This window comes from Marvinbryantia sp., from assembly GCF_047017445.1.
Lineage (GTDB): Bacteria > Bacillota > Clostridia > Lachnospirales > Lachnospiraceae > Marvinbryantia.
This window is the reverse complement of the sequence record NZ_JBKXTT010000006.1, coordinates 115,985-137,923: the sequence shown is the minus strand read 5'-3', so window position 1 is coordinate 137,923 and position 21,939 is coordinate 115,985. Positions and strand designations below refer to the sequence as shown.

Genomic DNA, 21,939 nt, shown 5'->3' with positions numbered 1-21,939 from the left:
GAAAAGACGAAAGAAGGGGAATTTATGGCACAGCTATGGGGCGGCCGTTTTACCAAAGAGACAGACGAGCTGGTATACCGGTTTAACGCATCCGTATCGTTTGACCAGAAGTTTTACCGTCAGGATATCCGCGGCAGCATGGCGCATGTGAAAATGCTGGCGAAGCAGGGCATTCTGACGGAGCAGGAAAAGGAACAGATCCTGGAGGGGCTGCAGGGCATTCTTACCGATGTGGAGAACGGGACACTGCAGATCACAGAAAAATATGAGGATATCCACAGCTTTGTGGAGGCAAATTTAATAGACCGTATTGGCGATGCGGGTAAAAAGCTGCACACCGGCAGGAGCCGCAACGACCAGGTGGCGCTGGATATGAAGCTGTACATACGCGATGAGATCGCGGAGATGGACGCGCTGCTAAAAAAACTCTTGGAGACGCTGCTTTCCATGATGGAGGCGCACACGGAAACCTATATGCCGGGCTTTACGCATTTGCAGAAGGCGCAGCCGGTCACACTTGCGCACCATCTCGGCGCTTATTTTGAAATGTTTAAGCGCGATCGTCAGAGGCTTGCAGATATTACAAAGCGGATGAACCTCTGTCCGCTCGGCAGCGGCGCGCTCGCAGGCACCACCTATCCGCTGGACCGGGAATACACGGCGCAGCTTCTTGATTTTGACGGGGCGACCTTAAACAGCATGGATTCGGTGGCGGACCGGGACTATCTGATCGAGCTTCTCTCGGCGATGTCCACGATCATGATGCATTTAAGCCGTTTCTGCGAGGAGATCATAATCTGGAATTCGAATGAATATCGCTTTGTGGAGCTGGACGACGCGTACAGCACCGGAAGCAGCATCATGCCGCAGAAGAAAAACCCGGATATTGCGGAGCTGATCCGCGGAAAGACCGGGCGCGTCTACGGGGCACTGACAGCGCTGCTCACGACCATGAAGGGGCTTCCGCTTGCATATAATAAGGATATGCAGGAGGATAAGGAGCTGACGTTTGACGCGATCGACACAGTCAAAGGCTGCATTGCCCTGTTCACCGGCATGATCGCGACGATGAAAATTAATAAAAACCGCATGGAGGAGAGCGCGAAGCAGGGCTTCACGAATGCGACGGACGCTGCAGATTATCTGGTAAATCACGGCGTGCCGTTCCGCGATGCACACGGCATCGTCGGCAGGCTGGTGCTCACCTGCATTGAAAAGGGCATCGCGATGGACGATCTGACGCTTGCGGAGTACCGCGCGATCAGTCCGGTGTTTGAGGAGGATATCTATGAGGCGATCAGCCTGAAAACCTGCGTGGAAAAGCGTCAGACGGCAGGAGCGCCGTCTGAGAAGGCGATGCTGCAGGCCATTGCCGCGGAGAGAAGATATCTGGAAGATAATTAGTTGCTGTTCATGCTGCGAACGGAGTGAACAGTAACGAAAATTAAAGGATGGAGGAGAAGATTATGAGCGAGAAACTGAGAGTGGGTATTCTGGGAGCAACCGGTATGGTGGGACAGCGTTTTATTTCCCTGCTGGAAAACCATCCGTGGTTTGAGGTGACGACTGTGGCGGCAAGCCCGCGCAGCGCCGGAAAGACCTACGAGGAGGCTGTCGGCGGCAGATGGAAAATGACTACGCCGATGCCGGAAGCAGTCAAAAATCTGGTAGTAATGAATGTGAATGAGGTGGAGAAGGTAGCGGCAGGCGTAGACTTCGTATTCTCCGCTGTAGATATGACAAAGGACGAGATCCGTGCAATCGAGGAGGAGTACGCAAAGACCGAGACGCCGGTTGTCTCCAACAACAGCGCGCACCGCTGGACGCCGGACGTTCCGATGGTGGTGCCGGAGATCAACCCGGAGCACTTTAAGGTTATCGAATTCCAGAAAAAGCGTCTGGGAACCACAAGGGGATTTGTGGCGGTAAAGCCGAACTGCTCGATCCAGAGCTATGCGCCGGCGCTCGCCGCATGGAGAGAGTTTGAGCCGTATGAGGTGGTTGCGACGACCTACCAGGCAATCTCCGGAGCGGGCAAGACCTTTAAGGACTGGCCGGAGATGGTGGAAAACATCATCCCGTATATCGGCGGCGAGGAAGAGAAATCCGAGCAGGAGCCGCTGCGTATTCTGGGCGAGATCAAAGACGGCGTGATCGTAAAGGCACAGGAGCCGGTGATCACCTGCCAGTGTATCCGCGTACCGGTATTAAACGGTCACACGGCTGCCGTATTTGTGAAATTCAGAAAGAAGCCGACCAAAGAGCAGCTTATCGAAAAGCTGGTAAACTTCTCCGGGCTTCCGCAGGAATTAAATCTGCCGAGCGCTCCGAAGCAGTTTATCCAGTATCTGGAGGAGGACAATCGTCCGCAGGTAAAGGCAGACGTCGATTACGAGAAGGGCATGGGCGTTTCCATCGGAAGACTGCGTGAGGATACGGTTTACGATTATAAATTCGTGGGACTTTCCCACAATACTGTCCGCGGCGCGGCAGGCGGAGCGGTGCTCTGCGCAGAATGCCTCAAGGCGCTCGGTTACATTGAAAAGAAATAGGATGTTCAGATAAGGAAGGCGCGATGATACGATTTAAGAACCTCACGAAGCGGTTTGAGGATGGAAGGGGAATATTTGATTTTTCTTTCGAGGTGGAAGTCGGGGAGGTCTTTGGGCTGGTAGGCTCGAAGGGCTCCGGGAAGACCACCGCTCTTCGTATGCTTATGGGGTTCGAAAATCCGACAAAAGGAAGGTGTGCGATCAACGGAAAGGATTGCGTGCGCGCGTCCGTCTATCTGCACAAGATGATCGGTTATCTGCCGGATGAGATCACTCTGCCTGCAGGCCTTACCGGACGGCAGTTTCTGCGCTCCAACGCGGAGATCCGCGGGATGCGCAACCTGGAAAATCTCTTTAACACGGCAAAGTGTCTGGAGCTGAATCTTGATAAAAAAATCGGGGAAATGACGTCGGCGGACGTGCAGAAAACGGGCATTGTCTGCGCGCTGATGCACAATCCGCCGGTAATTCTTCTCGACAATCCCTTCCGCAATCTGGATAGTAAGACGCGAAGCGTGATGGTCGATCTGATCCTGGAGGAGAAGGAAAAGGGGAAGATGGTCGTTCTCACGTCAGATAATGTTGATATCGCCGACCTCACCTGCGACCGGGTGGGACTTCTTGACAAGGGGAATATCGTTTATCTTGGCGACGTGGAAAATATGCGGGAAAATATGTACCGCAGATATCTGATCCAGTTTGGCAGCAGCCGGTCGGCGATGCAGTTCGCGAAGGAATCCTTCGAGATCAGGAGCATGAAGGATCGCAACCTGGTGGTATCTCTGCAGGGGGAGCTGCTTCCGCTTATCCGCACGCTGGCAAATTATCATGTGACGAGCATCGAGCCTGTTCCATTAAGTCTGGAAGAAACATTTGTGCACATATACGGAGGACTTCATGCTTAACATACCGATTCTGAAACAGGACTTTATGATCAACCGGAAAACGCTGGTGGTATTTTACTGCCTGCAGGCGGCAAGCCTTCTGATTGCTGCAGTCATTCGGAATATGCGCCTTATCCGGATTTCGGACATGTTCTGGGATACGCTGCCGGTCGTTGTAATTCCGATGCTGATGAGCATGGTGCTGGCGATGGAGACGGTGCGCAGGCGTGACGCCGACAAATCGATGACGTTTCTGCTCGCGACCGGTATCAGTCCTTCGCAGATCATTATGACAAAGGCGGTATTTGTGGGACTGAGCGCATTTGTGCTGCTGGCGTTTTCCATGCTGCTCGGAAGCGTGCTTCATGTGTACGATCTGACGGGCATGTGGAACCAGAATACCTATATTGTACTGAATCTTGGAGCAATGTGCCTGCAGCTTTTTATAGCAGGCTGGTGCTTCTTTATTTCCTGCGCCGGCAGCAGACCATCCATGCCTTTTTATTACGGGCTTGGCATCGGGCTGCCGCTGCTGTTTTATGCAGTCTATCTGCTGCAGGATTTTGTGCCGGAGCTTTCCGTGCTGCAATATATCACGGTGTTCAGCCTGTTCCGGCAGGAAATGTTTGTGTCGCCGGGAGTTTCCGCTTTCCTGGCGTCTCTGACGCTTGCGGTGGCGGGCCTTGTGTTCTTTGGGCTCGGCAGATATGTGTTCTGCGGCCGCGGCGCACATGATTGATGAGGATTTATGGCAAAAGCATTATTTATAGCAGAAAAACCAAGCGTGGCACAGGAGTTTGCCAAAGCTTTAAAGATAAATACGTCCCGCCGTGACGGCTACCTGGAGAGCGACACCGCCGTGATCACCTGGTGCGTCGGTCATCTCGTTACGATGAGCTATCCGGAGGTATACGATGAGAAATACAAGAAGTGGAGCCTTGCGACACTTCCTTTTTTGCCGGAAAAATTTCTGTATGAAGTGATCCCCGGCGTGGAAAAGCAGTTTAAGATCGTGAGCGGTCTTTTAAACCGCGCGGATGTGGACACGATCTACGTCTGCACCGACTCCGGGCGAGAGGGAGAGTATATTTACCGACTGGTCGAGCAGCAGGCGGGCGTGAAAAAGGAGACGAAGAAGCGCCTGCGCGTCTGGATCGACTCGCAGACCGAGGAGGAGATTTTGCGCGGTATTAAGACGGCAAAGGATCTGTCGGAGTATGATCACCTTGCGGATGCCGCCTATCTGCGCGCGAAGGAAGATTATCTGATGGGGATTAATTTCTCACGGCTCCTCACTTTAAAATATGGAAATGCCATCTCGAATTACCAGGGCACGCGCTATACAGTGATTTCGGTCGGGCGTGTGATGACCTGTGTGCTCGGCATGGTGGTGCGGCGGGAGCGGGAGATCAGGGAATTTGTGAAAACGCCGTTTTACCGTGTGGTGAGCACCTGTGTCTGCGGCGGACGGGAATTTGAGGGTGAATTCCGGGCGGTGGAAGGCTCGAAATATTTTCAGTCTCCTAAGCTTTATAAGGAAAACGGCTTTAAAGAGAAAAAGGATGCCCGGGAGCTGATTGATGTGCTCAGCGCCGCACAGCCGTTAAAGGCAGTGGCGGAGAGCATTGAGCGCAAGAAGGAAAGTAAAAACCCGCCGCTTCTTTTTAACCTGGCGGAGCTGCAGAATGAATGTTCCAGACTGTTTAAGATCAGCCCGGACGAGACGCTGCGCACCGTGCAGGAGCTTTACGAGAAAAAGCTGGTGACGTATCCGAGAACGGATGCCCGCGTGCTTTCGACGGCGGTGGCGAAGGAAATTTATAAAAATATCAGAGGGCTCTGCTCCTGTCCGGCGGTCGGAAGCTTTGCGCAGGAGGTGCTGGAGGCGGGGACCTATAAGGGCATCAGCCGGTCGCGCTATGTGAACGACAAGCAGATCACCGATCACTATGCGATCATCCCCACCGGGCAGGGGCTTGGCGCCCTGCAGCGGCTCTCGGCGCAGTCGGCGAAAGTGTATGAGCTGATCGCCCGGAGATTTTTAAGCATCTTTTATCCGGCGGCAGTCTACCGCAAGATCAATCTGGTGACAGTCATCGGCGGGGAAAAATTCTTTTCCTCCTTTAAGGTGCTGGAGGAGCCGGGGTATCTGAAGGTGGCGGATACCCGTCAGAATAAGGAGGAGCAGACGGACGCGGCGCTTCTTGCGACGCTGAACGCTCTGAAAAAGGGTGCGGTTCTTCCGGTGGAGAAACTGGAGATCAGGGAGGGCGAGACAAGCCCGCCCAAGCGATACAATTCCGGTTCGATGATCCTGGCGATGGAGAACGCCGGGCAGCTTATCGAGGACGAAGAGCTGCGCGAGCAGATCAAGGGCAGCGGCATCGGCACCAGCGCGACCAGAGCAGAGATCTTAAAAAAGCTGATCGCAAACAAATACATTGCCCTCAACAAAAAGACGCAGATTCTCACGCCGACCTTGCTTGGGGAGATGATCTTCGATGTGGTGGCGCGCTCCATCCGCTCGCTTCTGAATCCGGAGCTGACGGCGAGCTGGGAGAAGGGATTGACCTATGTGGCAGAGGGCACTATCACACCGGACGAATACATGACGAAGCTAAACAACTTTGTCCGCAGCCGGACGGAGAATGTTTTAAATACCAACATGCATCTTGAGCTGCGCAGCGTGTTCGACGCCGCGGCGAAGTTCTATGATGCAAAGGGCAAAAGAGAAAAAGAGAAATCCGAAGGCAGCAGTCATAAAACAGGAGGAAGGAAAAATGGAGAAAGCAAAAATCAGTAACCTGTACAACTTAGAGGAGACGATCGCAAAGGATCTGTTCGAGGGCGCGGTGTATCCGTGGGAGGTGCTCCCGAAAATCAGCGCCTTTATCTTAGCGCTTGGGGCATCCCTTGATCCAAAGGAATACGAGCAGCGCGGTGAGAATGTCTGGGTGGCGAAATCGGCAAAGTTAGCGCCGACGGCGTTCATCAACGGCCCGGCGATCATCGGCAAAGACGCTGAGGTACGTCACTGCGCGTTTATCCGCGGCAATGCGATCGTCGGAGAGGGCGCGGTAGTCGGCAATTCCACCGAGCTGAAAAACGTGGTGCTGTTCAACAAGGTGCAGGTGCCGCATTACAACTACGTGGGTGATTCCATCCTTGGATTTAAGGCGCATATGGGAGCGGGCAGCATCACCTCCAATGTGAAATCCGACAAAACGCTGGTCGTGGTGAAGGACGGCGAAGAGCAGATCGCTACCGGACTGAAGAAATTCGGCGCGATGCTCGGCGACAATGTCGAGGTCGGCTGCAATTCCGTGCTCAATCCGGGAACCGTTATTGGACGCGGCGCACAGGTATATCCGGTGTCCTGCGTGCGCGGCGTCATTCCGGCAAACAGTATCTACAAAAAGAAAGGTGAAATCGTGGAGAAGCGTTAGGAGCTTCCGGTATTTCACTTATACGAGCCTCTGGAAGGATATCCGGGGGCTTTGTTTTTTTACAATATGGTTACAGCCTCCCGGTTGTAAAAAGGGTCTTTTTGTAATAAAATCATGTCAAGATGACATAAAAGCGCCCTCCTTCGGGGCCGGACAGAGAGGATTTACGGATGAAAGCAAACATTCTGGTGATAGAGGATGCGGAGCATATCAACGAGCTGGTCTGCATCAATCTGGAGACGGCGGGCTATACGGCGGTGCCGTTTTACGACGGTGATGCGGTGAGCGAACACTTAAAGGGTGACGTACATTACGATCTTGCACTCCTGGACGTGATGCTGCCGGGGAAGGACGGCTTTGCGCTTCTGCCGGAACTGCGGGCAAAGAAAATTCCGGTCATTTTCCTCACGGCGCGCGGCGATCTGCCGAGCAAGGTGCGGGGCTTAAAGGACGGGGCGGAGGATTATTTGGTGAAGCCCTTTGAGATGCTGGAGCTTCTGGTGCGCGTGGAAAAGGTGCTTGGCCGCTATCAGAAGGAGGAAGAATGCCTGTGCGTGCGCGACGTAGAGATTTTTCCGAAGGAGCGGATCGTGAAAAAGGCGGGCGTGGAGATCCCGTTTAAGCCGATGGAATTTGACTGTCTGATGCTGCTGGTAAAGTACAAAAACATTGCGATCAGCCGCGAAGAGCTGCTGCGCAGTCTCTGGGGCGTGGAATTTGAGGGCGAGACGCGGACCATCGACGTCCACATCGCGCGCATCCGCAAAAAACTGGATTTTCAGGACGTTATCAAAACGGTGCCGCGCATCGGCTACCGTCTGGAGGATAAATCATGAAGCTATCTGCAAAAATTTCAGCAGCAGCAGCCGGTCTGCTGCTTCTTTTGTCCCAGGTGTTTGCCGCCTGGAACCTTTGGGAGACGACGCGGCAGATCCTGGAAAATACCGTGCGCCTGGAGTGGGAGAAGCTTTCTTCGGATGGAACGGAATTTGAAAGCAAGTGGAAGGAACAGGAGAAATATATAGAGGATGAGCGCGTGAAGGAGCAGTGGGCGGTCGCGGTGTTCCGCGATATCTGCAAAGTAAACAGTGTGCTCTACGGCCGGGAGAAGGAGCTCGCCAATACAACGCCTTATGAATTTGACGCGGAGGGAAAAATCTCCTCCTTCGGGGAGCGCTATGATAAGGCGCTTGGGATTTTTAAAGAGGCGCAGAGCCACCTGTTTCTTGAGGAGATAAGCGGAAAGCATCTGCTGATCTGCTACTGGCAATCAGAGGATACCGGCTTTCGTATTCTCCGCTATCGTGATATCTCGGATATTTATGCGGACAGCTGGGCGCTTTTCCTGCGAGGAGCGGCGGTTTCCCTGACACTTGCGCTTCTGCTGGTGGGAGCGGTCACGCTGATTCTTCGAAGGATCCTGAAGCCCTTTTACCGGCTGCGGGAGGCGGCGAACGTGATCGCGGACGGAAATTACGGGGAACGTGTGCTCTGCACGAGCCGGGACGAGGTCGGCGAGGTGTCGGAGAGCTTCAATCGCATGGCGGACCGCGTGCAGGAGCATGTGTACGCGCTCTCAGAGGCAAACGAAAAGCAGCGGCAGCTTCTTGGAGCTCTTTCTCATGAGCTGAAAACGCCGATGACTGCGATCCAGGGCTATGCGGAGCTTCTGCAGAAGGTAGAGCTTTCACCGGAGCGCCGGACGAATGCGCTCGCATACATCGAGGAAGAGTGCAAACGCCTGTCACGCCTGTCGGTCAAAATGCTGCAGATCGTGGAGCTGTCTGATGAAGAGAGCATTGAAAAGCGCAGCATATCCGTGGCAGAGCTGTTTGCAAAGGCGGAAAAGCTCATCTTCCGCCGACTTCAGGAAAAGAGGCTTTTCCTGAAAATACAGGCGGACGTGCAGGAGATCGAGGGGGATGAGGATCTGCTTCTGAGCTTTATCACGAACCTTATCGACAATGCGGCAAAGGCGAGCAGAGAGGGCGGCACGCTCTGGCTTACCGCCGCGCGGGAAGGCATTTTTGTGCGGGACGAGGGCTGCGGGATCCCGGAGGCGGAAATCCGGCATATCACAGAGCCTTTTTATATGGTAGATAAATCGCGCTCCAGAAAAGAAGGGGGCGCCGGGCTTGGTCTTGCACTTTGCAGCCAGATTGCAAGGCTTCACGGAGGCGAGCTGATCATAGAGAGCGCGCCCGGGGAGGGCAGCATGATCGGACTGCGCTGGGGCAATTCATGATTTACATTCTGGTTACATTTCAGTGAGGACACGGCAATGGAACAATTGCTATAGTAACAGCAGATGCAGGCTAAAACCACTGTGCATAAGACCAGAAGGGGAGGATAAGGAAGATGAGAAGAACCAGAGGCTTTGCGGCGATCCTTTGCGCGGCTGCTGTCATGACGGGCTGCGCCAGCACGCCGGAGCAGGCGATCGTCCGGGAGAAAAGCGGACAGAGCGCGGACAGCTATAAAGAGGCGGGAACAGAAGAGCCGGTGACTATTGCGCCGTCGGAGGTGAAACCGGACGGAGCGGAGGCAGATACAGGGCAGGAGAGCGCGTCGGTCGGGTTGGAAAAGAGCGGCGCTTCGAATGCGCTTGCTGCGCGTCTGCAGGCGCCGGAAAAATACGAGGCGCAGGTGCAGTCGGAGGACGGCGCCTTTACACTGGACTGCAGCGCCAGAGTCGATGTGCCCGCCGTCGACAAAATTTCTATCTATAAGGTAGGGCAGATGGATTTTTCACAGGAGTGGATAGACAAGGTGACGGAAGCCTTTTTTGGAGACGCGCCGGTGTATAATGGATATACCTATAATGAAATGACGAAGGATGAGGTTCTGGAGCGGCTGAACCAGCTAAAGGCATGGCAGGCGGAGGGCAATACCGATCCCTACGGCTATATCGCGGTCGCACGGGAAAGCGGTATAGAAAACCCGGAGGAATTTTATGACATCCAACAGGACATCGACGCCTGGGAGCAGACGTATGCCGAAGCGCCGGAGACGACGGAGCGCACCGCCGTAAAGCCGGGGCTTGACGGAGGTTTTCAGGTTTCGGAGGATGGCAGTGATTCCTCGGTAAATAATTTTATCGGTATGGTGGAGATGGACGGACAGAATTACCGCTATCAGCTAAAGCGCTACACCAGTATGCCGATGATCATTGACATCACAAACTATGGGAATGATAAAGCGAGGTTCCCTTCGCGCACATGGTATGCGGTTGATTTTGCCGGAGGGCAGGAAACGGCCGCTTTGACCGGGAAACCGGCTTCCTGGGAAGAACTTGGCATGACAGAGGAAAAGGCAGAGGAGACGGCAGGGATTACGCCGGAGGAAGCGCAGAAAATAGCGGACGGCTATATGGAAAAGCTGGGGCTTTCCGGTGATTTTTCCGCAAAAAATGTAATGCTCAGTCTTTGCACAGAGATGGATGAGAATATAGCGGGACAGTCGCGGTACATCGACGCCGGTTATCAGGTCGATTATACGCGCGACATCGACGGCTTTCCGGTAACGGACGAGATGCAGATGGGCGGCGGTCTGGAGTCAATGGAAAGCACGCTGGAGACCTGGAGCTACGAAAAAATCCAGTTTACCGTAAATAAAGACGGTATCCAGCATGTGGAAATAAACAATCTCTATGAGATCGGCGAGCAGCAGGTGGCGAACGTGGAGCTGATGACTTTTCCGGAGATCGCAAAGATTTTTGAGAGTATGCTGCAGATCCAGAACTCGGATATGACATATTCGAAAGGAAAAGCGTTTGACATCGACCATGTGACGCTCGGTTATATGCGCGTGTACGATCCGGGCGCGGACAATGTCTCCGGCTTGCTGGTTCCGGTCTGGGATTTCTTCGGCAAAATGGTGGATTATGCAGTGTACGAGGATCAGGAGTATACGAATGTGTCCGCAGAACCGACATTCAGCCGTCTCACGGTGAACGCGGCGGACGGAACGGTGATCAACCGTGAGCTTGGTTACTAAGATGCGGAAAGAAAAAGCGCAGATGGCAGAGGGCAAAGAAAGACGCGCCCTGAATAAACGGCGCAGGGAAATGCGGCAGATACGGTCGGCGGTCGGCTACAATTTTATGGGGTTTTTCCGGAATTCCCGCACAGTCATTACGTTTCTGCTTGGCATTATCATCTGCTTTCTCTTAAGCAGCCGTGTCATGGAGGTGACAGAGCGCTTCGGGACGAGTATGCAGGCGGCGGAGCCGTTTATCTGGACATTCGGGGACGCGACGGCGATCCTGCTCGTCTCGCTGCTGCTCATCTTTCTCTTTTCCGACCTGCCGAAGCTGACCGCCTTCACGCCGTTTTATCTGATGCGCATGACGAAGCGGCGGTGGCTGGCGGCGCAGTTTCTCTACATCGTGCTGGTAACGGCGCTCTATGTGGGGTTTACCCTGCTGGTGACAGTGCTGCTCTGCATGAAGCGTTCCTTTGCGGGAAACCTGTGGAGTGAGACGGCGGCGATCCTTGGCTATTCCTCCGTTGGAAAGGATTTAAACGTTCCCTCCACCGTGAAGGTGATGGAGAGCATCAGCCCCTACGGATGCATGCTGCAGGCGGGAGCTCTGATGCTCGGGTACAGTCTGACGCTCGGCTTTCTGATCCTGCTCGGCAATCTGCTGGCAGGCAGAAAATACGGCATGATGTTTGCGCTCGGCTACAGCCTGTACGGATTCCTTCTGGACCCGGAGGTGCTCGGAAAGCTGCTGGGAATGGAGGAGTACGAGATGTACCGTGTGCGCAGCGTTGTCGGCTGGATCAGTCCGCTGAACAATGCCGTCTACGGAATGCATGATTTCGGGTACGATAATCTGCCGACGGTCGGGCAGTCGCTGCTGATCTTTGGGGGAATGCTTTTTTTGATGTATCTCTTATCCATGCGGGCGCTGCGCAGATACAATTTCACATTTCTGGGAGGCTGACAATGGATTTTGCAAGAATGCTGCGCGAAAAGAGATTTTACCTGGCGGTTCTGCTGGCGTTTTCCGGCATCGTATTGGGAACGGCGATGCCGGAGCTGAAAGAGGGCGGGGCGCTGGAGACGGGCACATTTCTGAAGCTGACGACAGAGGGGCTGAAATCGCAGACGGCGCTTTTTCTGCTCCCGGTCGCGGCAGTGCTCCCGTGCGCGGAGGAATATCTAAGGGAACGGCAGTGCAATTTTCTGCGCTTTCTGATCGTGCGCCGCTCAAAAACGGAGTATTGCCGCGACCGTGTCCTTACGACAACGATTTCCGGCGCGCTGGTGTGGCTTTTGGCAGCGATTCTGGCGACGCTCTTCTTTTTTTTGCTTTTTTTCGCGCGGGAGGCTGTATTTATCTGGCAGCCGAAGCTTTTGCAGGAGCTTTTGCAGGTGCTTGCCCGCGTCTGTCTGATCGCGTCTGCGCTTGCCGATTTTGCCGCCTTTTTAGGGACGGTCAGCGGCTCTTCGTATCTGGCGCTCGGCCTGCCGTTTATCGTATTTTACGCCGGGATCATTTTGCGCCAGCGGTATCTGGAGGAGCTGTACTGCGTTGATCCGTCGGAATGGATCCTGGCGGAAAATAACTGGGGACCGGAGCACTATGCGCTGTGGATCTTTCTGATCCTGCTTGCGCTCTGCATGGCGGCGCTGCACAGAATGGCGCTGGATAAGAAACTGGAGGAAATCTGACATGGATTATGTGGAACTGACAAATGTGCGCAAGTGCTTCGGGGAGGAGGAAGTGCTGAAAAAGCTGGATTTTTCCATGGAGCGCGGAAAGGTGTACGGGATCGTCGGCAACAACGGCTCCGGAAAGACCGTGCTGATGAAATGCATCTGCGGCTTCCTTCCGGTCACCGAGGGGCTTGTGAAGGTCGGCGGGAAATATATCGGAAGGGAAATTGATTTCCCGGAGAGCATCGGCGTGATTATCGAGACGCCGGGCTTTCTTGCAAATTTAAGCGGCAGGCGGAACCTGGAAATCCTTGCCGGTCTGCGGGGAAAGCTGAAACGGGAGGATATCACGGAGGTGCTGCTGCGCGTAGGCCTGAATCCGGATTTAAAAAAGCCGGTATCAAAATACTCGCTTGGTATGCGGCAGCGGCTTGGCATCGCGCAGGCGATCATGGAGGAACCGGAATTTCTGATCCTGGACGAGCCCTTCAACGGACTGGACCGGCATGGCGTGGAGGAAATCCGCAGGCTGATCTTAAAGGAAAAAGAAAAGGGAAAGACGATCCTGCTGGCAAGCCACAACAGCGAGGACATCCGTATTCTCTGCGACCGGGTTTTCGAGATGGACGCAGGAGTGCTGAGGGAGGTGAACGAAAAGGTATGAGCGTAAACAGGTATGGGAAGCGCATTTCAAAAAGGCTGCGCCGGAGCGCGGGAATGCTTCTTTGCGCGCTGCTGGTTTTGCAGAGCGGCGTTGGGGGTGTGCAGCTGCCCGGCGGCTATGCGGCAGCGCAGATGCCGGACGACGGCTGCGCGGCAGAGCAGACTGCGCGGCAGATGGTTTCGGGCGGCGCTATGATGCGTCCGCTCCCGGAAACAGGCGGGCTGGAAATTGACACGGCGCATGTCTATGAAAATATGAAAACCTCCTACGCGCAGGGCTACATCCCGGTTGTGGAAAACGATACTGTGCATCTGGTCGTGCCGTTTCTTGCACAGGAAGAATTGCGGGGAGACCGTCTGACGGCAGGGATTTCCATGCCGGAAAACGCGCCGTTTGTCTACGCAAATTTTCAGAAGGAGGTAAAAAAAGAGGTCTGTCTTTTTGAGGAGAGCGTCGAGGTCTACTTATTCCAATGCGATATCATTCTGGAGAAGGCGCGCAAAAACGGAAAATACCCGGTGATCGTGCAGGCGTCGGGCTATACGGAAACGGGCGCTTCGGTGCAGGGCGCTTATCGGCTGTACATTACCATTGCGGATGGAACGGGCGGCGATCCGCCCGAACCGGATACGCCTGGCAACGAGCCAGGACATGATGAGCCGGTCACGGAGCCGCAGCCCAATGAGCCGGTCACGGAGCCGCAGCCCAATACGCCGACGACAGAACCGCAGCCCGGTGGACCAGATGAGCCGGTCACACCGGTGACGCCCGAGGAACCGGATACAGAGGAACCTCAGACCGAGCCGGATACGGAGGATCCGTCGGCGCTGCCGGCGGATGGCGGTTATACGGGCGGCGGAGGGTACAGTGGAGGAAGCTACAGCGGCGGAGATTACGGCGGCGCGGCTGAGACGGAAAAGATTTATCACCAGCCAAAGCTTCTGTTGAAATCGAACAGTCTGTCCGGTCAGCGTATCCAGGCGGGGCTGGAAAAGGAATTTGTGACTGTCTTTGCCAACACGAGCCAGAGCGACAGTATCTATAATTTAAAAGTGACTTTAAAACCGGCGGATAACAGTCTTTCGCTGACAACGACCTCCTTTTACTTCAGCAGGGTGTACCCGCAGGAAACGATCACGCTAACCACCGGCGCAGCAGCCGCGGTCGGGGCAGAATCCGGGCAGCAGGCGGTGACGTTTTCGTTTGAATATGAGAATGAAAAGGGAACCGTGTACAATGCTTCGGAGGACGTTTTTTTGGAAATCTATCAGCCGGCGCAGGCGGTGCTGGAGGACTTTGCGCTTCCGTCGAAGGTTTATTCGCAGGAAACGGTGGAGACGGCGGTGCGGATCCGCAATACCGGAAAGACCGCTATCTACCAGGCGCGCATCGAGCTGAACGCGCCTGGTCTGTTCGCAACGGAAGCGGTGACCGCCGGAAACGTGGAGGCAGGCGCGGTTTTTGACGGCTCTATGCGCATCTATGTTGGAAATAAAAATATGGAATCTATCTCGCAGTACGATGCGGAGGCGGAGGAGAGCGCTTACGGGCAGACGGCGGGAACGCTTACCCTCACCTACGAGGACGCCGATGGGGAGGTTTACACCCAGACACAGGAATTTACAACGGTGATCGAAAAGCCGCAGATCGTCGAGCTGACGGTGGAGAAGGAGACTGTGCAGACAAATGAATGGTATGGCGCGGTGCTGGTGCTTCTTGTGCTTCTGTTTCTTCTGATCATTGCGATTCTCGGACTGCGCCTGAAAAGAAGCCGCGACCGCCTGGCGGATCTGATAGCGGCGAAGAAAAAGGAGCAGAGCGGATGAATTTGAGAAGATGGTATGAGAATTTGTATTCACGGCTGCTTCTGGCGGCGCCGGCGCTTCTCATTTTTCTGGCATTTCAGCTTGGAAGCGCGCTGAAAAAGGAGCAGACGCCGGTATTTTTGCGGGTGTCTCTTCCGGGGAAGGAAATCACGGCGGATCTGCTTGCGCAGATGGAGGAGCTGCCGGGCTTTCAGAAGCGGTGGGCGCTGTTTGAGCGGGAATGTGAGATCGGGGTGAACCAGTATTCGGCAAAAGTCACCATAACCGGCGTGGATTTTTCAGAGTATCCGCTGACGGCGTTATTCTCCGCCGGGGAGAAGGCTGCCGGGAGCGCGCCGCTTCTGGCGGTCGGGGAGAGCTTTTTTGCAGGACTGTCGGATGAAAACGGGGAGATGATAAGCGAGCGGCAGGCAAAGGCGCTTGCCAAGACGTATGAGGATCTGCAGATCACGCTGAAAACAGAGGCGGCGCAGACCCCCGAAAGTGCGGAGATGCCGGAAAACTACGCCGCCGGGGAAGCTGTGGGGGAACCGGCGCAGCTTTTGGCGATCGTAAAGGAAGAGGGCGTCTACATGGACGCCGCGCTGATGCAGCGCTGGATGCGCAGCAGGGGAGAGCAGGCGCGGGTAAGCGGCGTGCTGTTGGAGATTAAAGGGGAGGGCAACGCCGCAAAAGCAAAAGAGATTATGGAAAAAGCAGGATTTTCCGTGAGCGGAGGTTTCCGGGAGAATCCTGCTTAATTGCGATTTGTAAAATATGAGAAGTCCGCATTATGACTCGTCTACGATCGTGTTCAGCCAGATGCCCTTTTTGACGAGCACGAAGCCGATGATGCATTTAAGAAGCTCGGACGCCTGCACCGTCAGGTAGACCAGCACCACCGGGATGTCGGTAAAATGACACAGGCAGTAGGCGAGCGGGATGTTGACGATCCACACGTAGAAGCAGTCAAAGAAAAAGGTGAGCAGCGTCTTGCCGCCGGAGCGCAGCGTGAAGTAGGTGGCGTTTGTAAACGCCGGTAAAAACATCAGCAGCGCCGTCACCAGGATAAACTGGCTCGCAAGCTCACGAACCTCCGGCGTGGTATTGTAAAACTGCGGAAATACGCCGTGGAAAGCGGCCATCAGAAGCCCGGTCGCCAGACTGCAGAGCACAGAAAAAACAATCATGCGGCTGGCTGCCGTCTTTGCCTCCTCGATCCTGCCTGCGCCGAGAAGCTGTCCGACCAGAATCGAGACGGTGTTTCCCATGGCGATAAATACAATATTGAAGATATTCGACAGGGTGCTGTTGATGTTCATTGCCGCGATTACCGAAAGACCGCGGATGGAGTAGCACTGCAGCAGCATTGCCATCGCGCCGGACCAGAGCGTCTCATTTAAAAGCAGCGGCGTTCCCTTTACGATCATGTCGCGCGTCAGCTTCGCCGGGATGCGCAGCGAATGGTAAAGTCCGACGATATAGCGGTTTTTCTCGCGGTGACGGTGCGTCCAGCCGACAACGATAAAGCACTCCGCAAAGCGGGAGATGACGGTCGCGATCGCCGCGCCGGTAACGCCGAGCGCCGGTGCGCCGAAATGTCCGAAAATAAGCACATAGTTCAGACAGAGGTTAATAAGCACGGCGGTGATGCCCGCTTTCATCGGCAGCATTGTCTCGCCGCTCTCGCGCAGAGTGGAGGCGTATACGTTGGTGAGGCAGAAAGGGATCAACCCTACCATCATCACGGAAAGATAGCTTCTTCCGTATGAAAGCGCACTGGCAGCTTCCCCTGCCTGCGCCTGTCCCTTCAGATAAAGACCGATCAGCGGTTCTCCGCCAAAGCCGAAGATCAGAAGGGCAAGGATGGAGATGATCGCGCCGATCCAGATTTTAAAGCGCATCGTATAGCGGATGCCCTGGTGGTCGCCCTTGCCGACAAACTGCGCCGTAAAGATCCCGGCGCCGGAGGTGCCGCCGAACAGGCAGAGGTTATAAACAAAAATAAGCTGGTTGACGATGGACACGCTCGACATCTGCACCGTGCCGACCTGTCCTACCATGATATTATCGAGCATTGCCACAAAATTCGTGATAGCGTTCTGTATCATGATCGGAATAGCAACTGTCAGCATAGAGCGGTAAAATTTGCGGTCTCCGAAAAGTTTACTTAAGTTCATAAATCCTCAAATCCTTTTTCATATTTTTATCTTCTTTAGCGTGTGCGCCATCTGTGTACGGCGCATGGAACATAGTCTACCATAGTTTTCCGGGAAGTTCAACAAGAATTATATACCTTAAGTGTTGAAAATACAAATGATTTGTGATATATTAAAGGCGGGCGGAAAAAAGCTCTGCACAGGGGAAAATAACAGTTGACATTTCGGTAAAAATACGATAGTATGAAAAAAGAAAAGCGAACATAAGTTCGCATAAGGAGAGAACACAATGGTAAAAGATGAAAAAATGAAAGCGTTAGACGCAGCCCTTTCCCAGATTGAGAAGCAGTTCGGCAAGGGCTCTGTTATGAAATTAGGAGATTCCGGAAAAAATCTGAACGTGGAAACTATTCCCACGGGTTCCTTAAGCCTGGACATTGCTCTGGGACTTGGCGGCATTCCGAAGGGGCGTATCGTGGAGATCTACGGACCGGAGTCCAGCGGTAAGACGACCGTTGCCCTGCACATGGTGGCGGAGGTACAGAAGAGAGGCGGCGTTGCCGGATTTATCGATGCGGAGCATGCGCTCGATCCGGTATATGCCTCCAAAATTGGCGTGGATATCGACAATCTTTACATATCCCAGCCGGACAACGGAGAGCAGGCGATGGAGATCACCGAGACGCTGGTGCGTTCCGGCGCGGTTGATATTATTATTGTAGACTCAGTGGCAGCGCTTGTTCCAAAAGCGGAGATCGACGGCGACATGGGTGATTCCCATGTCGGTCTGCAGGCAAGACTGATGTCGCAGGCGCTCAGAAAGCTTACGGCAGTCATCAGCAAATCCAACTGTATCGTCATCTTTATCAACCAGCTCCGTGAAAAGATCGGCGTGATGTTCGGCAACCCGGAGACTACCACCGGCGGCCGTGCGCTGAAATTCTATTCCTCCATCCGTCTGGACGTCCGCAAGGGCGAAGCGCTGAAGCAGGCGGGCGAGGTGATCGGAAACCATACCAGGATCAAGGTTGTAAAAAACAAGATTGCTCCGCCTTTTAAAGAGGCAGAGTTTGACATCATGTTCGGGCAGGGTATCTCAAGAGAAGGGGATATCATCGATCTGGCGGCGAATCTTGGCATCATCAACAAGAGCGGCGCATGGTATGCCTACAACGACGCAAAGATCGGGCAGGGCAGAGAAAACGCCAAGAATTACCTGCGGGAAAATCCGGCAGTTATGGACGAGGTGGAGGCAAAGGTGCGCGAGCACTATGGTCTGCCTGTAGACCGCAAGCCGACCGATGAAAAATCTGCGGATACCGCCGGGAAGAAAGCGGGAGACGCTGCCGGAAAAAAGAATGCGGATGCTAATGAGAAAGCTCCTGCCGATGCCGCTGTGAAAAACCCGGCGGAGACTGCAGCGAAGCAGAGCATGAACGCAGCCGGAGAGTAAGCTGCGATGGGATATGATCTGTCAAAGAGAGCGAAGCTGCGCTGTATGCATCTTCTGGAGCGCAGGGATTACACGGAAAAACAACTGCGGGATAAGCTGCGTCTCGGAAAGACGCAGTACCCGCCGGAGATTATCGACGAGGCAATCGCATATGTGAAGGGCTACCGCTATGTGGACGACGCCCGCTACGCAAGGCAGTATGTGGAATGCATGAAGGTAAAGAAAAGCCGCCGTCAGATCGAGCAGGAGCTGTATCTGCGCGGAGTGGAGCGCAGTCTGGTGGAAGCAGCCTTCGAGGAGTCGGAGAGCGTCCCGGAGGAGGAGCTGATCCGCGGCTGGATGGAAAAACGCCATTATCAGCCGGAGAGTGCAGACGAGGCCGAAAAGAGGCGCATGTATGCATTCCTCGCAAGAAAGGGATTTTCGGGAGCCGCTATTGGGCGGTGCATGAAAGCGTATGACGAATAATTTTTTGTCGGCTTTGCTATTTTGCCTGCCGATTCTAATATATTGTTTTTCGGTTTACAATTACTTGACAGAAGATAAAAAAAAGTATAGAATTGAATTGTTGTAATTGTACAATGAAAACTTAATAAGGAGGTGCTCCTGTGAGTGCAGTAACGATTGTTATCTGTGTCGCAGTCGCCTTGCTTGCAGCAGCTATTAGCTGGTTTGCTGCGCTTGCCTATCGGAAAAATGTAGTGGAAAAAACGATCGGCAGTGCGGAGGAAAAAGCCAGGGACATAATAGATGATGCATTGAAAGTCGCAGAGACGAAAAAGCGCGAAGCACTGCTTGAAGCGAAGGAAGAATCCATGAACCGCAAGAACGAGCTGGATCGGGAAACCAAAGAGCGCAGAGCAGAGCTGCAGAAGTATGAACGGCGCGTATTATCAAAGGAAGAAGCCATTGATAAGAAGTCTGATGCACTGGAAAAACGCGAGACGAATTTGACAGCCAGAGAAGAAGAGTTAAAGCGAAAGAGTGTCGAGATTGAGCAGATTCACGACAGAAAAATGCAGGAACTGGAGCGAATCTCAGGTTTAACCTCCGAGCAGGCAAAAGACTATCTGTTAAAAACTGTTGAAGACGAAGTGAAGAGCGATACCGCCAGACTCTATAAAGAGCTGGAGAGTAGAGCAAAAGAAGAAGCAGGTAAGAAAGCAAAGGAATATGTAGCGACTGCCATTCAGCGTTGTGCGGCCGATCATGTGGCAGAAACTACAATTTCCGTGGTGCAGCTCCCGAGTGACGAGATGAAAGGACGTATTATCGGACGTGAAGGACGAAATATCCGTACACTCGAAACAATGACAGGCGTTGATCTGATCATCGACGATACGCCGGAAGCGGTAATTCTGTCCAGCTTTGATCCGATCAGGAGAGAAGTTGCCAGAATTGCACTTGAAAAGCTGATTGTGGACGGACGCATTCATCCGGCCAGAATCGAAGAAATGGTTGAAAAAGCACAAAAAGAAGTAGAAACAATGATTCGCGAGGAAGGCGAAGCAGCAGCTTTAGAGGTAGGAGTACATGGAATCCACCCGGAGCTGATACGCTTGCTGGGCAGAATGAAATTCCGCACCAGCTATGGTCAGAATGCACTGAAGCATTCTGTCGAGGTGGCGCATCTGGCAGGTTTATTGGCAGGGGAAATCGGCTTGGACGTTCGCATGGCGAAGCGTGCCGGTTTATTGCATGACATTGGCAAATCCATCGACCATGAAGTGGATGGCTCTCATATACAGATTGGTGCAGACCTCTGTAAAAAGTACAAGGAGTCACAGACTGTCATCAACGCAGTGGAAGCCCACCATGGCGATGTAGAACCAGAAACCTTAATTGCATGTATTGTACAGGCGGCAGATACAATTTCAGCTGCGCGCCCGGGTGCAAGAAGAGAAACACTGGAAACATATACCAACAGATTAAAACAGTTAGAGGATATTGCAAATGCCTTTAAGGGCGTTGACAAATCGTTTGCTATTCAGGCAGGTAGAGAGATTCGAATTATGGTTGTTCCTGAGAAAGTCAGCGATGCGGACATGGTATTGCTGGCGAGGGATATTTCAAAACAGATTGAAGCTGAACTGGAATACCCGGGACAGATTAAAGTCAGCGTAATCCGTGAATCACGCGCGGTAGACTACGCAAAGTAAGCAAAAAATGAAACCCCAAGTATTCCAAAATCAGTGATTGCGGATGCCTGGGGTTTTTTTGCAGGCATCAGGTTGGGGAAAGCTCATTTAAAGAGCGCAGTAAAAATTCCTGTCCGTAAGGCTCTGTGTGAGTGGAAGGATATGGGGCAAAATTTATCGCATAAGGAGGAAAAGGGAAATGAAAATGGGAATTTTAGGAGCCGGGAACATTGCCGGCAAGATGGCGGAAACGATCCATGAGATGCCGCAGGTAATTTCCTGGGCAGTGGCGTCAAGAAATCCGGAGCGGGCGAAGGCGTTTGCCGAAGAGCATGGTTTTATGCACGCTTACGGCTCTTATGAGGAGCTGGTATGCGATCCGGAGGTTGATCTGATTTACATTGCAACGCCGCATTCGCACCACTATGAGCACATGAAGCTGTGCATTGCACACGGAAAAAATGTGTTGACGGAAAAATCTTTTACACAAAACGCGGCGCAGGCGAAGGAAGTGCTGGCGATGGCAGAAGAGAGGGGCGTGCTTGCGACAGAGGCGATCTGGACGCGCTATATGCCGATGAGAAAAACCCTGGATGAGGTACTGGCGAGCGGGATCATTGGTACGCCGCATTCGCTTTATGCAACGCTTTCCTATCCCCTGCAGCATGTACAGCGTATGACAGATCCGGCGCTTGCCGGCGGAGCATTGCTTGATCTTGGCGTTTATCCGCTGAATTTTGCGTCGATGGTTTTTGGCGATGAGATTAAGGAGGTAAAGGCGTCGGCGGTTCTGACGGAGCGGGGCGTGGATGCCGTGGATAATATCACACTGATCTACAAGGATGGAAAAACAGCGACGCTCCACAGCGATATGCGGGCGGCATGCAATCGCGAGGGTGCGATTTACGGGGATAAGGGCTATATCCTGGTTCAGAATATCAACAACTGTGAGGGCATCCGCGTTTACGATACAGAGCATCATCTGATTGCGGAATATGAGACGCCGAAGCAGATCACCGGCTACGAGTATGAGGTGGAGGCGTGTATGCGTGCGCTTAAAAAGAACGAAAAAGAGTGCCCGGAAATGCCGCATGCAGAAACCATATATATTATGGAACTGATGGACAATATCCGCGCACAGATCGGGGTAGTCTACCCGAACGAAAGGTAGGTA

Annotated in this window: 19 protein-coding genes; 18 read left to right on the top strand and 1 reads right to left on the bottom strand. The window is 53.5% G+C overall.

Going from position 1 to position 21,939, the window contains the following annotated elements; translation table 11 throughout:
* The first annotated feature begins 24 nt into the window (after positions 1 to 24).
* From argH to ACLU9Q_RS08630, 14 genes are all read left to right on the top strand, one after another.
* Positions 25 to 1,404 (top strand): argininosuccinate lyase, encoded by a 1,380-nt coding sequence (gene argH, locus ACLU9Q_RS08695; protein ID WP_412625021.1) that lies wholly within the window; start codon positions 25 to 27, stop codon positions 1,402 to 1,404.
* A 62-nt stretch (positions 1,405 to 1,466) separates the two neighbouring features.
* The gene (gene asd / locus ACLU9Q_RS08690) at positions 1,467 to 2,552 is read left to right on the top strand and encodes an aspartate-semialdehyde dehydrogenase (protein ID WP_296839023.1); all 1,086 of its coding nucleotides are present in this window, start codon (positions 1,467 to 1,469) and stop codon (positions 2,550 to 2,552) included.
* A gap of 23 nt (positions 2,553 to 2,575) precedes the next feature.
* Complete coding sequence (locus tag ACLU9Q_RS08685; RefSeq protein WP_412625019.1) at positions 2,576 to 3,457, top strand: ABC transporter ATP-binding protein; 882 nt, start codon at positions 2,576 to 2,578, stop codon at positions 3,455 to 3,457.
* Entirely contained in the window at positions 3,450 to 4,175 is a 726-nt protein-coding gene (locus tag ACLU9Q_RS08680; RefSeq protein ID WP_412625018.1) for a hypothetical protein, read from the top strand. Before ACLU9Q_RS08685 ends, ACLU9Q_RS08680 begins: the two co-directional genes overlap by 8 nt.
* 9 nt (positions 4,176 to 4,184) lie before the next feature.
* Positions 4,185 to 6,239, top strand: a complete 2,055-nt coding sequence (locus tag ACLU9Q_RS08675) for a DNA topoisomerase (RefSeq protein WP_412625017.1) — start codon at positions 4,185 to 4,187, stop codon at positions 6,237 to 6,239.
* Entirely contained in the window at positions 6,217 to 6,882 is a 666-nt protein-coding gene (locus ACLU9Q_RS08670) for a UDP-N-acetylglucosamine pyrophosphorylase (protein ID WP_296906789.1), read from the top strand. Before ACLU9Q_RS08675 ends, ACLU9Q_RS08670 begins: the two co-directional genes overlap by 23 nt.
* A 170-nt stretch (positions 6,883 to 7,052) precedes the next feature.
* The gene (locus tag ACLU9Q_RS08665) at positions 7,053 to 7,718 is read left to right on the top strand and encodes a response regulator transcription factor (protein WP_296839004.1); all 666 of its coding nucleotides are present in this window, start codon (positions 7,053 to 7,055) and stop codon (positions 7,716 to 7,718) included.
* The gene (locus ACLU9Q_RS08660; RefSeq protein WP_412625016.1) at positions 7,715 to 9,127 is read left to right on the top strand and encodes a sensor histidine kinase; all 1,413 of its coding nucleotides are present in this window, start codon (positions 7,715 to 7,717) and stop codon (positions 9,125 to 9,127) included. Before ACLU9Q_RS08665 ends, ACLU9Q_RS08660 begins: the two co-directional genes overlap by 4 nt.
* A gap of 113 nt (positions 9,128 to 9,240) precedes the next feature.
* On the top strand, positions 9,241 to 10,878 hold the full coding sequence (locus ACLU9Q_RS08655) for a DUF6034 family protein (RefSeq protein ID WP_412625015.1): 1,638 nt from the start codon (positions 9,241 to 9,243) through the stop codon (positions 10,876 to 10,878).
* A 1-nt stretch (position 10,879) separates the two neighbouring features.
* Entirely contained in the window at positions 10,880 to 11,830 is a 951-nt protein-coding gene (locus ACLU9Q_RS08650; protein WP_296906796.1) for a hypothetical protein, read from the top strand.
* A 2-nt stretch (positions 11,831 to 11,832) separates the two neighbouring features.
* Positions 11,833 to 12,561, top strand: a complete 729-nt coding sequence (locus ACLU9Q_RS08645) for a hypothetical protein (protein ID WP_296906799.1) — start codon at positions 11,833 to 11,835, stop codon at positions 12,559 to 12,561.
* A 1-nt stretch (position 12,562) separates the two neighbouring features.
* Entirely contained in the window at positions 12,563 to 13,210 is a 648-nt protein-coding gene (locus tag ACLU9Q_RS08640) for an ATP-binding cassette domain-containing protein (RefSeq protein WP_296906802.1), read from the top strand.
* Positions 13,207 to 15,036, top strand: coding sequence for a hypothetical protein (locus ACLU9Q_RS08635; RefSeq protein WP_302591909.1), 1,830 nt, complete (start codon positions 13,207 to 13,209; stop codon positions 15,034 to 15,036). Before ACLU9Q_RS08640 ends, ACLU9Q_RS08635 begins: the two co-directional genes overlap by 4 nt.
* Positions 15,033 to 15,776: a hypothetical protein gene (locus tag ACLU9Q_RS08630; protein WP_296838714.1), complete on the top strand. Its 744-nt coding sequence runs from the start codon at positions 15,033 to 15,035 to the stop codon at positions 15,774 to 15,776. The genes ACLU9Q_RS08635 and ACLU9Q_RS08630 overlap by 4 nt, the downstream gene beginning before the upstream one ends.
* Before the next feature lie 30 nt (positions 15,777 to 15,806).
* Here ACLU9Q_RS08630 and ACLU9Q_RS08625 read toward each other — a convergent pair whose 3' ends face one another.
* Positions 15,807 to 17,195 (bottom strand): MATE family efflux transporter, encoded by a 1,389-nt coding sequence (locus ACLU9Q_RS08625; protein WP_302591910.1) that lies wholly within the window; start codon positions 17,193 to 17,195, stop codon positions 15,807 to 15,809.
* Between the two features lie 268 nt (positions 17,196 to 17,463).
* On the opposite strand from ACLU9Q_RS08625, the gene recA reads away from it, so the two are divergent.
* From recA to ACLU9Q_RS08605, 4 genes are all read left to right on the top strand, one after another.
* Positions 17,464 to 18,627, top strand: coding sequence for a recombinase RecA (gene recA / locus ACLU9Q_RS08620; RefSeq protein ID WP_296838706.1), 1,164 nt, complete (start codon positions 17,464 to 17,466; stop codon positions 18,625 to 18,627).
* A gap of 6 nt (positions 18,628 to 18,633) precedes the next feature.
* A complete protein-coding gene (locus ACLU9Q_RS08615) occupies positions 18,634 to 19,095 on the top strand; it encodes a regulatory protein RecX (protein WP_302591911.1) in 462 nt (153 codons plus the stop codon).
* A gap of 140 nt (positions 19,096 to 19,235) precedes the next feature.
* Positions 19,236 to 20,786 (top strand): ribonuclease Y, encoded by a 1,551-nt coding sequence (rny, locus tag ACLU9Q_RS08610; protein WP_296906826.1) that lies wholly within the window; start codon positions 19,236 to 19,238, stop codon positions 20,784 to 20,786.
* Between the two features lie 178 nt (positions 20,787 to 20,964).
* Positions 20,965 to 21,936 carry a Gfo/Idh/MocA family protein gene (locus ACLU9Q_RS08605; protein WP_302591912.1) on the top strand — a complete coding sequence of 324 codons (972 nt, stop codon included), beginning with the start codon at positions 20,965 to 20,967 and terminating at the stop codon, positions 21,934 to 21,936.
* Positions 21,937 to 21,939: the final 3 nt, after the last annotated feature.

Excerpts from the sequence above, each read along its gene's own strand:
- asd (WP_296839023.1), top strand. The coding sequence starts at position 1,467 with ATGAGCGAGAAACTGAGAGTGGGTATTCTGGGAGCAACCGGTATGGTG.
- ACLU9Q_RS08625 (WP_302591910.1), bottom strand. The coding sequence starts at position 17,195 with ATGAACTTAAGTAAACTTTTCGGAGACCGCAAATTTTACCGCTCTATG.
- ACLU9Q_RS08605 (WP_302591912.1), top strand. The coding sequence starts at position 20,965 with ATGAAAATGGGAATTTTAGGAGCCGGGAACATTGCCGGCAAGATGGCG.
- ACLU9Q_RS08645 (WP_296906799.1), top strand. The coding sequence starts at position 11,833 with ATGGATTTTGCAAGAATGCTGCGCGAAAAGAGATTTTACCTGGCGGTT.
- ACLU9Q_RS08615 (WP_302591911.1), top strand. The coding sequence starts at position 18,634 with ATGGGATATGATCTGTCAAAGAGAGCGAAGCTGCGCTGTATGCATCTT.
- ACLU9Q_RS08640 (WP_296906802.1), top strand. The coding sequence starts at position 12,563 with ATGGATTATGTGGAACTGACAAATGTGCGCAAGTGCTTCGGGGAGGAG.
- ACLU9Q_RS08680 (WP_412625018.1), top strand. The coding sequence starts at position 3,450 with ATGCTTAACATACCGATTCTGAAACAGGACTTTATGATCAACCGGAAA.
- ACLU9Q_RS08630 (WP_296838714.1), top strand. The coding sequence starts at position 15,033 with ATGAATTTGAGAAGATGGTATGAGAATTTGTATTCACGGCTGCTTCTG.
- ACLU9Q_RS08655 (WP_412625015.1), top strand. The coding sequence starts at position 9,241 with ATGAGAAGAACCAGAGGCTTTGCGGCGATCCTTTGCGCGGCTGCTGTC.
- ACLU9Q_RS08665 (WP_296839004.1), top strand. The coding sequence starts at position 7,053 with ATGAAAGCAAACATTCTGGTGATAGAGGATGCGGAGCATATCAACGAG.
- ACLU9Q_RS08660 (WP_412625016.1), top strand. The coding sequence starts at position 7,715 with ATGAAGCTATCTGCAAAAATTTCAGCAGCAGCAGCCGGTCTGCTGCTT.
- argH (WP_412625021.1), top strand. The coding sequence starts at position 25 with ATGGCACAGCTATGGGGCGGCCGTTTTACCAAAGAGACAGACGAGCTG.
- ACLU9Q_RS08675 (WP_412625017.1), top strand. The coding sequence starts at position 4,185 with ATGGCAAAAGCATTATTTATAGCAGAAAAACCAAGCGTGGCACAGGAG.
- ACLU9Q_RS08650 (WP_296906796.1), top strand. The coding sequence starts at position 10,880 with ATGCGGAAAGAAAAAGCGCAGATGGCAGAGGGCAAAGAAAGACGCGCC.
- ACLU9Q_RS08670 (WP_296906789.1), top strand. The coding sequence starts at position 6,217 with ATGGAGAAAGCAAAAATCAGTAACCTGTACAACTTAGAGGAGACGATC.
- recA (WP_296838706.1), top strand. The coding sequence starts at position 17,464 with ATGGTAAAAGATGAAAAAATGAAAGCGTTAGACGCAGCCCTTTCCCAG.
- ACLU9Q_RS08635 (WP_302591909.1), top strand. The coding sequence starts at position 13,207 with ATGAGCGTAAACAGGTATGGGAAGCGCATTTCAAAAAGGCTGCGCCGG.
- ACLU9Q_RS08685 (WP_412625019.1), top strand. The coding sequence starts at position 2,576 with ATGATACGATTTAAGAACCTCACGAAGCGGTTTGAGGATGGAAGGGGA.